At 38.0% G+C, this 14,032-nt stretch carries 16 protein-coding genes and 2 pseudogenes; 14 read left to right on the top strand and 4 right to left on the bottom strand.

The window, feature by feature from the left end; translation table 11 throughout:
• The first annotated feature begins 12 nt into the window (after positions 1-12).
• The 13 genes and pseudogenes from G5B11_RS03270 (at position 13) to G5B11_RS03210 (ending at position 11,512) form a co-directional block, all read left to right on the top strand.
• Positions 13-753 (top strand): acyltransferase family protein, encoded by a 741-nt coding sequence (locus G5B11_RS03270; RefSeq protein ID WP_173726872.1) that lies wholly within the window; start codon positions 13-15, stop codon positions 751-753.
• A gap of 98 nt (positions 754-851) precedes the next feature.
• Positions 852-1,046, top strand: coding sequence for a hypothetical protein (locus G5B11_RS03265; protein ID WP_173726871.1), 195 nt, complete (start codon positions 852-854; stop codon positions 1,044-1,046).
• A gap of 4 nt (positions 1,047-1,050) precedes the next feature.
• Positions 1,051-2,235 carry a Coenzyme F420 hydrogenase/dehydrogenase, beta subunit C-terminal domain gene (locus G5B11_RS03260; protein ID WP_173726870.1) on the top strand — a complete coding sequence of 395 codons (1,185 nt, stop codon included), beginning with the start codon at positions 1,051-1,053 and terminating at the stop codon, positions 2,233-2,235.
• Between the two features lie 7 nt (positions 2,236-2,242).
• On the top strand, positions 2,243-3,415 hold the full coding sequence (locus G5B11_RS03255) for an O-antigen ligase family protein (protein ID WP_173726869.1): 1,173 nt from the start codon (positions 2,243-2,245) through the stop codon (positions 3,413-3,415).
• The gene (locus G5B11_RS03250) at positions 3,381-4,286 is read left to right on the top strand and encodes a glycosyltransferase family 2 protein (RefSeq protein ID WP_173726868.1); all 906 of its coding nucleotides are present in this window, start codon (positions 3,381-3,383) and stop codon (positions 4,284-4,286) included. Before G5B11_RS03255 ends, G5B11_RS03250 begins: the two co-directional genes overlap by 35 nt.
• Positions 4,283-5,269, top strand: a complete 987-nt coding sequence (locus tag G5B11_RS03245; protein ID WP_173726867.1) for a DUF6625 family protein — start codon at positions 4,283-4,285, stop codon at positions 5,267-5,269. The genes G5B11_RS03250 and G5B11_RS03245 overlap by 4 nt, the downstream gene beginning before the upstream one ends.
• A complete protein-coding gene (gene murJ / locus G5B11_RS03240; RefSeq protein WP_173726866.1) occupies positions 5,269-6,813 on the top strand; it encodes a murein biosynthesis integral membrane protein MurJ in 1,545 nt (514 codons plus the stop codon). Before G5B11_RS03245 ends, murJ begins: the two co-directional genes overlap by 1 nt.
• A 96-nt stretch (positions 6,814-6,909) precedes the next feature.
• Positions 6,910-7,890, top strand: coding sequence for an acyltransferase family protein (locus tag G5B11_RS03235; protein ID WP_330603053.1), 981 nt, complete (start codon positions 6,910-6,912; stop codon positions 7,888-7,890).
• Between the two features lie 48 nt (positions 7,891-7,938).
• Positions 7,939-8,843: pseudogene (locus tag G5B11_RS03230) on the top strand (sugar phosphate nucleotidyltransferase).
• A 3-nt stretch (positions 8,844-8,846) separates the two neighbouring features.
• A complete protein-coding gene (locus tag G5B11_RS03225; protein WP_330603035.1) occupies positions 8,847-9,461 on the top strand; it encodes a VanZ family protein in 615 nt (204 codons plus the stop codon).
• Between the two features lie 179 nt (positions 9,462-9,640).
• A pseudogene (locus tag G5B11_RS03220) lies at positions 9,641-9,781 on the top strand (VOC family protein); the annotation flags it as partial.
• Position 9,782: 1 nt separating this feature from the next.
• The gene (locus G5B11_RS19020) at positions 9,783-10,529 is read left to right on the top strand and encodes a hypothetical protein (RefSeq protein ID WP_244092900.1); all 747 of its coding nucleotides are present in this window, start codon (positions 9,783-9,785) and stop codon (positions 10,527-10,529) included.
• 74 nt (positions 10,530-10,603) lie between these two features.
• The gene (locus G5B11_RS03210; protein WP_173726864.1) at positions 10,604-11,512 is read left to right on the top strand and encodes a hypothetical protein; all 909 of its coding nucleotides are present in this window, start codon (positions 10,604-10,606) and stop codon (positions 11,510-11,512) included.
• 225 nt (positions 11,513-11,737) lie between these two features.
• On the opposite strand, the gene G5B11_RS03205 is transcribed toward G5B11_RS03210, so the two are convergent.
• From G5B11_RS03205 to G5B11_RS03190, 4 genes are read right to left on the bottom strand one after another with little or no spacing between them, the layout of a single operon-like run.
• Positions 11,738-11,983 carry a hypothetical protein gene (locus tag G5B11_RS03205; protein WP_158421248.1) on the bottom strand — a complete coding sequence of 82 codons (246 nt, stop codon included), beginning with the start codon at positions 11,981-11,983 and terminating at the stop codon, positions 11,738-11,740.
• Between the two features lie 27 nt (positions 11,984-12,010).
• Positions 12,011-12,271 carry a hypothetical protein gene (locus G5B11_RS03200; protein WP_158421247.1) on the bottom strand — a complete coding sequence of 87 codons (261 nt, stop codon included), beginning with the start codon at positions 12,269-12,271 and terminating at the stop codon, positions 12,011-12,013.
• A complete protein-coding gene (locus G5B11_RS03195; protein WP_158421246.1) occupies positions 12,252-12,833 on the bottom strand; it encodes a DUF3990 domain-containing protein in 582 nt (193 codons plus the stop codon). The genes G5B11_RS03200 and G5B11_RS03195 overlap by 20 nt, the downstream gene beginning before the upstream one ends.
• Complete coding sequence (locus tag G5B11_RS03190; protein WP_158421245.1) at positions 12,830-13,051, bottom strand: DUF3791 domain-containing protein; 222 nt, start codon at positions 13,049-13,051, stop codon at positions 12,830-12,832. The genes G5B11_RS03195 and G5B11_RS03190 overlap by 4 nt, the downstream gene beginning before the upstream one ends.
• 525 nt (positions 13,052-13,576) lie before the next feature.
• Between G5B11_RS03190 and G5B11_RS03185 the strand changes: the two genes are divergently transcribed.
• Positions 13,577-13,888 carry a hypothetical protein gene (locus tag G5B11_RS03185; RefSeq protein ID WP_173726863.1) on the top strand — a complete coding sequence of 104 codons (312 nt, stop codon included), beginning with the start codon at positions 13,577-13,579 and terminating at the stop codon, positions 13,886-13,888.
• The last annotated feature ends 144 nt before the right edge of the window (positions 13,889-14,032 follow it).

The following is a 14,032-nucleotide window of genomic DNA, read 5'->3' as shown; positions in this document are numbered from 1 at the left end:
GAGAAATTGTTTATGGTGATAAGCAGTAATAATAGATTTGAAAATTTAGATGGGCTAAAAGTTATTGCTGCTTTTGGTATCGTTGCTATGCACGTGTCATCTAATATGGGACATCCTCTTACATCAGAAATCGCTACCAATGTTATCGGTAGCATGACACATTTTGTAAAGTTATTTCTGATATTGAGTGGATTTGGAATGTGTTGCGGATATTATGAGAGATTCAAAAGTGGAAAAGTAAATTTGGAAAAGTTTTATATCCGTCGTTTTGCAAAAAATCTCCCATTTTTTGCATTGCTGGTATGCATTGACACATTGTTTAGTATAAAAACAGTTTTATGGAGAGATGTTTTTGCTTCACTTACAATGGCCTTTAATTTGATGCCTTCACATGATATGTCAGTGATCGGTGTTGGTTGGACACTTGGTGTGATTTTTGCTTTCTATTTTATGTTTCCGTTCTATGTTTTCTTGCTTTTCACAAAAAAGAGAGCATGGTTCACGGTGATTATTTGTTTCGTTTTAAATTGGTGCTGTTGTAATTACTACAAGTCTGTAGGTAAAACAGATGGTGCTAACTTTTTGTTTTTGTCGGTGTACTTCGTAATTGGGGGAGTTATATATCTATATAAAGATTATATCCAAGAAAAAGTAAGTAGAATCCCTACATTTGTGGTACTGCTGGCAACAGCTGTTATAACAATGACATGGTATTTGATTCCAGCAAATGAGTTCTCTCTTTTTTTACGGTGAAAACAAGCATCCTGTTTGCAATGTGGGTGATGTTTGCTATATCTCAGCCGATGAAATTGTTAGGAAACAGTGTTACAAAGACATTAAGTCAGGTGAGTTTGGAAGTATATCTTTCTCATATGATGATATTCCGTGTCGTTGAAAAATTGGGAATTGCAGATCGAATCAATAATAGAAATGTTGCTTACGGTGTAGTGTTGCTTTTGACCATTGTATTAACAATTGTTTTTGCTTTAATTGCTAAGAGAGTGATTGATATTTATTTTAGAAGACTAAAGAAAGCGGAGAGATAAAAGAGTGATCGAGATTACAGATAAAGTAAAATGCTGTGGCTGTACGGCTTGCTTTAATATTTGCCCTAAAAAATGTATTTCAATGCAGCCGGATAAAGAGGGCTTTTTATATCCAATCGTTGATAAAAAGCAATGCGTAAACTGTGGTTTGTGCGAAAAAGTATGTCCGATCTTGAATTATAAGACGATTGAAAAAAAAATACCGGCAGCCTATGTGATTCGCACAAAAAATCAAAATGATCTTATGCAAAGTACATCAGGTGGCTTTTCTACGCCTCTTGCTCAATGGTTCTTTAGCAAAGGTGGCAGTGTTTGGACTGCAAGTTATGACGATAATTGGAATGTCGTTCATAGAGAATTTACTAAGGATGATGTGGAATTTTCAAAAACGAGAGGATCAAAGTACGTCCAAAGTTATTTGGGAGATACATATACAAAAATTCAGGATGAATTAAAAAAAGGACGATGGGTTTGCTTTATTGGTACTACTTGTCAGGTCTATGGATTGAAGGAATTTCTGAAAAAAGACTATGAGAATTTAATAACAGTGGATTTGGTATGTCATGGAACACCATCACCTAAACTATGGGAGAAATATATAGATTTTCAAATCAAGAAGTATAATTCAAAGATAATGGAAATCAATTTTAGAAACAAGACATATGGCTATCATAGTGGCACAATGATGCTTAGATTTAAGAATGGGAAAAAATATACAGGCAGTGCGAGAGTTGACTATATGCTAAAAAGTTTCTTTTCGGAGATTGCATCCCGGCCGTCTTGCTATACTTGTAAATTTAAGCAGCTAAATCGAGTCAGTGATTATACAGTATTTGACTGTTGGCACATGGGAGAATTGTTAGGGAAAAAGGATGATGATAAAGGATATACGAATCTTTTGGTTCATACAGATAAGGGAAACAAACTCCTGAAAGAGATTGCCGCTGCGTATGAGATATTCCAAGTAGATGCAGAAAAGGCAGTAGCACTAGATGGAATAATGGTTCGCAATTCCGCAATTCCGCACAAGGATAGAGCAGCCTTCTACACGGATTTGGATGAACACGAAATGGATGAGCACATTCAGAAGTATATAAAAGTCACCTCTAAAGATAGACTGTTGGAATCCATAAAGGGAATTGCTTACAAGGGTGGATTGATGGCAACTTTAAGAAAAATAAAGGGGTGAAATGTGTATGTTACAAATAAGAAAACTTCGGCAGGTAGATTGTTTCTTTTTGTTTGTGATGATTGCATATGCATTTGATTTCGGAAATTTGAAATATGCAATGGCGTGGTGCTTTTCGGCAATTTATTTTTTAGGAAGCGGTCTATATGAAAAACGTAGATTAAGAGGAATAGGAAAAGAATATTTATTAGTCTTTGGCGGAATTACATTTTTGTTTGCGATAACAGCAATATTGCAAATGATAAATGGATTTAATTCATATGCAATTAATGAAGCAGTATACTACTATACTCCGCTGATTTTTATAATTGTATATTCGCAGATTTCTGAAGAACAAGATATAGAAACAATTTTAAACTACTTATTTGTACTGTATGTTATAGTTTTTTTAAAGAATTTTGCAGGGCAACTCACACTTGCAAATTTAAAAAGCATTTCTTTTGCAAATTCGTATAGCCCGTTTGAAAGTGAACTGGCATTTGTTTTTCTAATATTTGAATGCTTTTATCTTTATATGGGAAAAAGGAAAAATGCTATAATTTCTCTAATTCTTTGCATCTTAAGCTTTAAAAGAATAAGCATGCTGGCGGCCATAGTTTTTTTTATATTCTCAAAATGGATTGTTATAAAAAAAGCTGTGAATAAAAAAATTGTGATCGTAACAACTGTAGTTTTTGTTCTCCTTCCAGTACTGACGTGCTTAATGCTCAATGACACATTGGAAGCGTGGTTTTATCAAACTTTTCATGTTACTTTAAATGAGATTACTCTTACTAGATCCTCAAGGATAGAGGCGGTAATCAATTCTGGCCAAATCAAATATGGATTAGGATCTGTTACAACATATTTAACAAAATATTTAAATGCACTACACGGCTCAAATTTTTCTAATAGAAATTTGCATAATGATTTGGTTAAGATATATTTAGAATGTGGAATTCTTGGATCTATAGTATTTACATATATTTATATGAAAGCCGCTTCAGTTAGTAGAATGTTATTTGTGATGATGTGCTATATATTTTTTGAATGTTATTTCAATCACCTTTTTGGAGCTGGTAGCACAGATATTTGGATTCTAATATATCTAATAATGTCGATAGCAGGTATGACGACGAGAAATGCTGAAAGTGATGGAGGAGAAAATGGAGCGAATAACGGTCTTTACACCGACATATAACAGAAGAAAATCTTTACCTCGTGTATTTGAAAGCTTGAAGAGACAGACATTCCGGGATTTTATTTGGATAATTGTAGATGATGGGTCAACAGATGATACTAAAAGTCTTGTGGTAGAATTTGAAAAAGAAGCAGATTTCAAAATTATATATATTTACCAAGAAAATGCAGGAAAGCATTCGGCAATAAACAGGGCACTGCAGGAAACTACATCGGAGCTGTTTTTAATTGCAGATTCAGATGATTCTTTCAAGGCAAATGCACTAGAGGTTTTTATCAATACATGGGAATCAATACCTGAAGGGGAAAGGAATCAATATAAGGGCGTTATTGCAAAATGCTATAATGCTGAAGATGGAACACCGATTGGATCTTATCCGCAGCATATGTTTGACAGTAATGATCTGGATGCTTATTTTGTACAGAGGCTTTGCTTTGAAAAATGGAATATTGTTCGCACCGATGTAATGAAGGAACTTCCATTTCCAGAACCAAATGAAAAACTCAAATTCTACCCAGAATCGGTTGTCTGGTGGAGAATGGCACGAAAGTACAAGACTCGTTATATTGATGAGAACATAAGAGCCTATTATCACGATCAAGAAAATTCTGTGATTAAACAAAGTACGGGACGTGCAAGAGAAACAATCTATTTATGGCGTTTTTATATCAATGAGGCAATGGACTATTTTGGGAAATATCCCAAAGCGTTTGTCAAAGCATATATTGGATATAGCCGAGATAATATTAGAATTGGCCGGAAATATAAGGAAGCAATTTCTTCAATTGATGGAATATATAGAAAGGTGCTTGTCACTTGTGGATATCCGATTGGATATGTGTTGGCAGTTAAGAAAGGATTGAATAGATGAAATCAATAGCTTATTTGGTTCCGTATTTTGGAAAACTTTCGGCTGGGTTTAAGATGTGGCTGCTTTCATGTGCAGCAAATGAAACGATTGATTGGATTTTACTTACTGATGACAGGACAGAGTATAACTACCCTAATAATGTAAAAGTACATTACTGCACCTATGACAGTATAAAAGAAAGAATACAGAATAATTTTGATTTTCCTATAGTAATTAGTAAACCATGGAAATTGTGTGATTTTCGCCCTGCATATGGAGAAATATTTAGTGATGAATTAAAAACATATGACTACTGGGGCCATTGCGATATGGACCTGATTTTTGGAGATATAAGAGCGTTCATAACTGATGAGATACTTGAAAAATACGATAAAATTGGATTTCAGGGACATTCTGTGATTTACCGAAATACACCGGAGGTTAACCAACGATATCGAAATCAAGTGGAAAATGCTCCGAATTATAAGGATGTATTCACATCCGGTGATGGAAAATTTTTTGATGAGGTTGGTATTTGCGAAATATACGATGCACTGGAAATACCGTATTATAAAGAAACCAATTTTGCTCACCTGGATAGATTTACAACGAGCTTTTATTTGTTGTATTTGCCGGAGGAAGATGGATATAAGAATAACAGACAGGTATTTACTTGGGAAAATGGCAAGATTATTAGAAATTATTTAGACGGGACAAATGTGAAGAGAGAAGAATATATGTATATTCATCTTTTCTCGAGACCAATTTCTTTTAAAGCAAAAATATATTCAAAAGATAAAACGTATGCGATATATCCGGATGTTGTTAAAGAAATTGAAAAAGATAAACTGGATTATAAGTTTATAAAAAGACATGGCACATGTAGTACGTTACATTTCTATGCCAAAGTAGCTTGGTTCTATCGAAAGAAAATAACAGTCAGCAAATTGGCCTTTTACCTTAGAAAGAAAGCTAATCTGGCGGTAAAGAGAGGTTTCAATTAATGGCAAAAAAAAGGGATAAGAGTATTGCAATAAAGGTAGTTGAGTTGATTCTTGCTGCGTTCATAGCAAAAGGATTGGGCTTTGTTCGAGAAATGGTTTTGGCTAATTACTATGGGACTAGCTATGTATCGGATGTTTTTGTTGCAGTTCAAAATATCCCCGCAATTATATTTACAGTGTTTGGTACAGCGGTTACGACAGGTTTTATACCGCTGTACACTGAAATAAAAGTCAAGAAAAACAAAGAGCTGGCAGATAGATTCGCAAACAATGTGTTTAATATCTTTTGTTTGCTATCTGTTTTTTTGACGATTTTAGGGGTTCTTTTTTCAAAGCAGCTTGTGAAGTTATTTGCAGGCGGATTTCAGGGAGAGACTTTTATCCTATGCAATCAATTTGCAAAGATTATTATGCCTACATGTATTGCCATTATTTTGGTATATGTATATAATGCGTATTTGCAAATTGAGGGCTATTTCAATCAAAACTCTTTGATGAATGTTCCTTACAATTTGATTCAAATTGCTTTTATTGCAATCGGATTCTATGTAGGAAACGCATATATTCTTGCAGTTGGTCTATTTCTAGCATCCTTTGGACAATTTGTTTATTTAAGGGTACTTATAAAGAAAAAAACTGATTTCAGGCATCGACGTGTTTTAGATCTTCGAGATACGAATATCAGGCAAATGTTAATACTGGTGGGTCCAGTATTTATCAGCACGGGTGTAAATCAGCTTAACTCAATTGTGGATCGTTCAATGGCTTCTGGTTTGATGGAGGGAAGTGTCTCTGCACTGAACTATTCAAGCGAAGTTGCAAATATGGTTACGCAAGTCGTTATTTTAAGCTTGACAACGATCCTGTATCCTAAAATGACTGAGTTGTTCGCCAGAAATAACAAGGCAGAAGAAAATTCCTTTACCCTAACTTATATTAATGTGGTGTCATTATTAGTACTTCCATTAGCCGCGTTGATTTTTGTGTTTTCTAAAGAGATTGTACAAATTTTATTTGGACGTGGAGCATTCAATGAAAATACAGTCTTATTTGTAAGCCGTGCCTTAAAAATTTACGCATTAGGTATTGTGGGAGCGTCTTTTAGAGATGTCCTGAATAAAGTTTTCTATTCTATGAAGGACACAAAGACACCAATGATTAATGGAACGATTGCAGTTGCTGTAAATATTGGGTTGAACATCTTACTAGTAAAGAAATTTGAATATCTGGGGTTAGCTCTAGCAACATCCGTTTCAGCGACGGTCTGTACAATACTGCTTTTAATTCAGATGTGCAAAAAGATGGATGGATTTAAGTATAGAAAAGCAATTAGAACATTTATAAAGGCATTTTTGGCAATGACTTGTATGTGCGCAGGAATTGCGGGAATCATGCCATTTTTTGATTCGCTCAATGATCTTTGTAGGTGTTTTGTTGGCGGAATAATAGGTGTTGTTATTTATGTTTGTGCGCTGTTAGTATTTCGAGAACAGACGATAAGACAAGCAATAAATAAAGTTGAAAAGAAATTTAAAAGGGATTGACAAGATGTACAAAGGAGAGAATACTCTTGAGAGCAGAGCAGAGCAGAGCAGAGCAGAGCAGAGCAGAGCAGAGCAGAGCAGAGCAGAGCAGACTGGATTGATGTACTAAAAGGTATAGGAATCATTCTAGTGGTCATTGGTCATGTGAACACAAAAGGTTTTCTAGTTCAATGGCTTTATACATTCCATATGCCACTGTTTTTTGCATTATCAGGTTACATATTATACAAATTTGGAAAGAATATTCCATTTCGGAAATTTTTGCTGAAGCGAACTAAATCAATTCTTTGGCCGTTTATTCTGTTTAGATTATTACTGTTTATATACTGGATTGTAATTGAATCTCATTTTAGAGATTTTGATATGGGACCGATATGGTTTCTTATTATACTATATCTTGCGGAACTTGTGGCGTATCCGATTTTTTACAATAAAAAAAGTAATTCTTTTTGGATCGTTTTCGTATGTTGTTTTGTTTCTGTTTTATGGTTTGCTCTAAAGTTGGTGCTGCCAGCAAGCTTTTTGTCATCGTGGTTTTTGCGATTTTTAAATGGTTTAATGTGGTACATCTTCGGATATATATGCGGAATCGTTGAGCAAGATATAAGAATGATATCATTAGCATCTAAGCAGAAGATTTTTTTAACAAGCCTACTTTATTTGCTTTCTGTAGCAATAGGATATTTGAATCCAGGGGTGTCGATGTGGAGTAATTTATATGGAAAAAATTATTTATTATTTATGCTAGGCGGAATTATCGGCTCCATATGGCTAGGATTTGTATGTAAGTGGTTCGTTACACGGAATACATTTCTACAGTTTCTCGGTCAGAATACGATTACAATTTTAGCTGTACATGAGCCAATTAAAAGAATCGTATTAAAAATTGCTGAAATGGGAACGCAACGTGTAGGCATGAATGTTACTATTACGGAATTTCAGGAAAATACATTGTGCTCATTAGTGGTTGTTGCAGTGGTTTTTGCCATTAGTTTGATAATTGTGAATTTTCTAAGGAGAATCAAATCTAGCTTGCCTAGAAAAATTCGAGATAACCTAATGACATTTATTAGGTGAGATATTTACGTTTTACATATTGGAACATAAAGAAAAGAGGAAGAAATTATGAACACAACATTACTTATCATGGCAGCTGGTATCGGCAGCCGATTTGGAACGGGAATTAAGCAGTTGGAGCCGGTTGATGATGCTAACCATATCATTATGGACTATTCCATCCATGATGCAATCGAAGCAGGCTTCAACCATGTAGTATTTATTATCCGTAAGGATATCGAGAAGGAGTTCAAAGAAGTGATCGGCGATCGTATTGCTTCTATTTGCTCTTCTCATAATGTAACTGTGGACTATGCTTTCCAGGATATCAACGATATTCCGGGAACTCTGCCAGAAGGCCGCACAAAACCGTGGGGAACTGGTCAGGCTGTGCTTGCAGCGAAAAATGTGATTGATACCCCGTTTATTGTGATTAATGCAGATGATTACTATGGTAAGGAGGGCTTTAAGGCTGTTCATGAGTATCTGGTGAATGGCGGTAAGTCCTGTATGGCAGGTTTTGTTCTGAAAAATACGCTGTCCGATAATGGTGGTGTGACTCGTGGTATCTGCAAAATGGACGAGCAGAACAATCTGACTGAGGTTGTGGAAACCAAGAACATCGTAAAGACTGCAGATGGAGCAGAGGCAGACGGTGTAGCTGTTGATATGAATTCTCTGGTTTCCATGAATATGTGGGGCTTACCCCCCCTGATTTTCTGGACGTGCTGGAGGAGGGATTCAAAGAGTTCTTCGAGAAAGAAGTACCGGGTAATCCGTTGAAAGCGGAGTATCTGATTCCAGTCTTCATCGGTGAGTTGTTGGAACAGGGAAAGATGTCTGTAAAGGTTCTGAAGAGCAATGATACCTGGTATGGCATGACCTATCATGAGGATGTTGCAGCCGTAAAGGACAGCTTCAAGAAGATGCTGGAGAACGGCGTGTACAAGGCTGATTTGTTCAGTGACCTATAAACGATGATGAAAGAATCGATTGATTTACTGGGAAAGATCCTCACAAACATCCTGACTGCTCTCTATGAGCCGTTTGGATTCTCGCTTCTTCTTTCCTTCCTCGCAATGTTTTTCTATCTTTATGCTTATGAATCTATTGGAGCAGGAAAAGGCTGGAAGATTGCCATGATGACATGGTATCAGAAATTCAAGGAGAGTGTGTTCTTTCGGAAACTATTCTTCCTGACCTTTGTGACTTCACTTATTCTGTTCCGAACCCTGTTAAACCGTCAGCTGTGGATGAATCCTTTATCTGATGTTATGGGCGGCTGGGGCATCTGGGAGACAGTGAACGGCGAACAGAAGCTGACAACGGAGTGCATCGAGAACGTGATCATGATGATGCCGTTTTCAGCAGTAGTGATGTGGACATTCGAAGAAAAGATTGGAAACAGCTTGAAGAAAATCCTATGGCAAAGCGGGAAGATAGCGTTCATCTTCTCGATAAGCATTGAGATGTTGCAGTTATTGCTTCGCTTGGGAACATTCCAGCTATCAGATATCTTCTACAACACAGTAGGTGGAGCACTCGGCGGTTTGATGTACTATGCGGCAATGAAGGCAAGAAAGCGTCTGTAAAACAGGATGAAATTGCAATCCTCCCAGCGCTGCTCGAAATAATCACATACCTCTGCGCGGTGCACAGCAGGCAACGATCTAAGAATCAGGAATTACTGAACTCCAGGAGTTCACATGGTATTTTTGATGGTTGCTATATAGTTTGTAACGTAAATAAAAGAAATGGAGTGTGACACAAAATGAACTTATCTAAAATACACCATATCGCAATTATCGTATCTGACTACGAAGTAGCCAAGGAGTTCTACGTGAACAAGCTGGGCTTTGCGGTCATCAGGGAGAACTATCGCCTGGAGCGTAAGGATTGGAAGCTGGAGCTGCATGAGTAAAATGAAGAAAACGAGAAAACCCGGTGGCGGAAGGAAGCCAGCCAAGCCGGGATACAGTGCAGAAAAGAACCTCAAGGAGCAGTTGGACGCTGCGGTACACCTTTATAGAAATAATCTGACTTTGCAGGCCATTGCGGACGAGCTGTCACTCAACCCCATCAAGATCCGCAAGCTCCTCATCACTGCCGGGGTGTATGAATCTGAGGTGGCAGAGAAATTGAAAAGGATATTTGACGAATATAGAAAGACACAGGATTATAAAACTGCACTTCTCTCTACGGCAGCCGCCCTTCAGCTATCCAAAGCATCGGTCACCTCATATCTTCCTTATGAGAAAGGCGTGTACTTTCAGGCAGAGGAAAAGGAAAAGCTCAGTGTAGGCGCAGAGCGACAGCGGAGATACAGAGCTGTAAAGCTTTTGAGGAAGAATCCGTGCGAGGAAACACTCTGGAACTGTATCGTTGCGTTCCAGGGATATGAGTTCAAAACGATATCCGGGTTGCCATTTGCCTACCAGTTAAAAAAGGGCAGAGGAAATAAGTTTACCAAAGAGCTGTGGATAGACAGGAGAAAGAGTAGCAAGAGCCTTGCATGGAGTTCCGTGCTTCTTGCATATAAGAACATTGGATGTATTGGTCAGATCGTGGACAGACCCAAAGCACTGGGAGATATCCGAGGAATCTCCTATATCTATGGAATCTTCAATCGTTTTGGACTGATTAAGATGCCGGAAAAATAATGACTGATTTTACTTGCGTATTTAGCATGTATCTGGCTTCAGAAGCAGAAAATCTTTAACTGGAGGTATTATGTATGGGTGCTAAAACTGAGTTAGCGAGAAAGATACATGAAGACATTCAGTCCGAAATAATGAAGTATTATAATCGGGTTGGAATTACATATCGAGCAGATGAAAATGCCCAGGAAAAAACGATAATTGATTTTTTTTCTTATCTTTATAAAAGGATACCTGTGCTGAAAAGAAGAGTGGAATACTCTAACGAACTGCAAGCCAAAATTGACAGTGGAGAACTTTCGGAAAAAGAAGTAGAAGTCTTAAAGAAGTACAAGAATGCTTTTGAAGAAGGAATGGATATGAATGCCTTTTTATCCAATCAAACAAGTGCTCCTGGCAAAGTGGATTTTTTACGATATACCTGGCATTTATATCATTTGCACTTAAGTGAAAATCTTAATGTGAATAATAAAAACAATCGAAGCAATAAACAGTTGCTTTGTATCATAAATGATGATTGTACTTATTTTGTGGACATGATTTCGCATCCTGAAAAAGCAGAGAATTATTTTAAATTGCTCTATCTTAAGATCATTCAGAGAAATAACTGGATGGAGCATATTGGTTATCTGGAGATTCCTGGAATGGTGCCTGGATCACAGGCTTTCAAAGTTACAAGTGAAGAGGATATTTTTGAATTATACAGCAAAGGACCTATAAATATCCTTTTGGAAGTTGAGAACAAAGGATACATTTCATTGGACTCAATAACTTCAACCAGAAATCCGCAAAGATCAGCTGAGCAGATGAGGATAATAAATAGAAACATCAGAAAATTGAATAATCGGGCAGATGATTATAAAGGATTTACGTTTGAAACTGATAAAGCAGGATTACTGATGGGTATGGTAGAATTTGAGAATTCAAAACAAGAAGCATTGCGGATAGACATTTTGAAAGACATTGGGAGACATCCGGGTGAGTGACATACATTTACGTAATGTTTTATCAATTCGGGCTCATCAATGTGCCCAATGAAGTGAAGGAGAAGATGGGGCATCCGATAAACCGCAAAAAATAAGATGCGTCTGGTGGTAAGGATTATGTATAAAAATATGCAGGAATATGCACCATAATTAAGACACAAAATCCTGACTGGAAAGGACGGTAGCATTATAAGTACGTTAAAAGATATACTGGAGAACTATATATCAGAAACTTAGAGAGGTGTTTGTTTTCATGGTATCTTCAAAGATGTTGCGGAGATAATCGGACCCCTCCATCCAGAGTCCGGTGGAATAGTCAGATAGCATTTTGTATGCGGGAGAGGTTACAAAGCGAAAAAATACGTCGTTGAAGGAAACACTGGTATCATCACAGTAGTCTGTGAGCATAGTGCGCATAACGAGAACAGCGCACATTTCGCGTTGTGAATCATCGATGGCAACCCCGTTCATAAAACCACCTCCTAGTGTACTTATTTTTTATGCAGTCTTTTTTGATGTGCAGTAGTCATAAAGATTCAGCAGATAATCAGAGCCTTCTTTCCAAATCTCTGTGTCAAAATCAAAGAGGGCTTCATATGCACGAGAACTTGTGAAACGAAGAAGAGCTTCCTCGTAAGAAATCTTTTCTCGTGCAGCAAGAGTTTCTACAGCTTCGCGCATTGCAATTACTGCGCAGCATTCCTTTTGAGAATCTGTAGATTTATAGTTTATAGCATTATCACAATTTGATGTTGCCATAGCGGTCACTCCTTATAAATTCAAGATGCTCGACGGCATCCTGAGTTCTGAAACAAAATTGATCCTTGAGACGGCTTGGTAAAAGCTTTTCAATCGTTTCTTTGTCTGCTTTTGGAGTCCCAGGCTCACCAGCACCTTCACCGCTGATATAAATCTGAAGGGTACGGGCTGTCTGATCGTCGGCGATCTTTCCACCGATGATATCAATTACGCTGTATTTTTTCAGAAGTTGTGGAAAGAGGTCTTTTTTTCGATTGGCCGCCACAAAATGCAGCCATTCGATACTGGGTTCTTGAAAAAAGTAAGCGAGAATGTTTGGGTCATAGTGAAATTTGTAGACGGATATTTGTCCGTCGGCTGGATCGAAGTCTTTTGGAACAGCACCGATGTGTTTTGCCTTGCGAACAGAAAGCTGGACATAGTTATATGCTTGTTCATAAGATGAGGTTAAGTAGAAACCACGACCAAAATCGAGACCACCCATACAGCGGCTTAAGTCGATGTTAGGAATACTGACATAACTTCCGTGGTAGAGCAGCATTCCATCTTCAAGTCCTATCATACAGTAACACCTCGATTCTTGAGCAGGGTTTCAACATCATGCAAAGCGCATTCGTAGCTATTCAAATGAAGAATGTCGTAGCAATCAGCAATAAATCCGAGAATGTCGTATTTCTTAAACAGTTCTGCGCAGTCGCTGGGAGACATTTTCCATTTGGATTGAGCCATCCGAAAGACCCAGCACTGCATATCGGCAACGTCAATATTATATCCACTCATAGAGCATACCTCCTTTGAGTACAATTTCTCAATTTAAGTATAACTCTCTTTCTGCCACTTAGCAACGACAGAATTGTAAATTTCAAATTATTTTCTGCCTGTCTGTTTTATGCAGATGGGCTTCTTTTATACCCCAAATGAGGAGGTGGTCATCCGCATGGCATCCAGAATCCAGGGCATCACCGTTAAGATCGGCGGCGATACCATGAAGCTCTCCAAAGCACTGGAAGGCGTAAACAAAACAATCAAGGGAACGCAGTCCAGTCTTAAGGATGTCAACAAAACGATGCGGGGGTTCAGTTCTCTTGCAAAGGGCTCGGCTTCTCATCACCCATGTGGGAAGTGCCAGCGGTGTGTTCAGCAAGCTGGGTGTGGTTCTGGGTGGTCTGTCCGGACCGGTCGTAGCCGTGGTGTCGTTCTGGATACCTTACTGGGTCTGTTCATGTCTTTTCCAATGTGTTCTCCGGCAACTGGAGCGGCGCACGGGAAGCGGTAAAAGGAATCTTCTCCAGCATCTGGGAAGGTGTGAAGTCTGTATTCTCTACGACTCTTACCGCATTAAAGAGTGCACTGGATGCGTTCAAATATCTGTTTGAGACTATCTGGCAGGTGATCCAGATCCTGATCGGCGCAGCACTGACAGCTATTCAGACGAAGATCACTTCTATCTGGAATGCCATCGTCGCCTTTATCACGCCGATCTTGAATACACTGCAAACCACTTTCAGCACAGTATTGTTCTATCTTAAGATCATTCAGAGAAATAACTGGATGGAGCATATGGTTATCTGGAGATTCCTGGAATGGTGCCCGGATCACAGGCATTCTGCCCAATGAAGTGAAGGAGAAGATGGGTCATCCGATAAACCGCAAAAAATAAGATGCGTCTGGTGGTAAGGATTATGTATAAAAATATGCAGGAATATGCACCATAATTAAGACACAAAATCCTGACTGGAAAGGACGGTAGCATTATAAGTA

This window comes from Blautia glucerasea (assembly GCF_013304385.1).
Classification (GTDB): Bacteria; Bacillota; Clostridia; order Lachnospirales; family Lachnospiraceae; genus Blautia_A; species Blautia_A ammoniilytica.
Note: the sequence above shows the minus strand (reverse complement) of the source record. Positions and strands in the feature narration are given on the sequence as shown.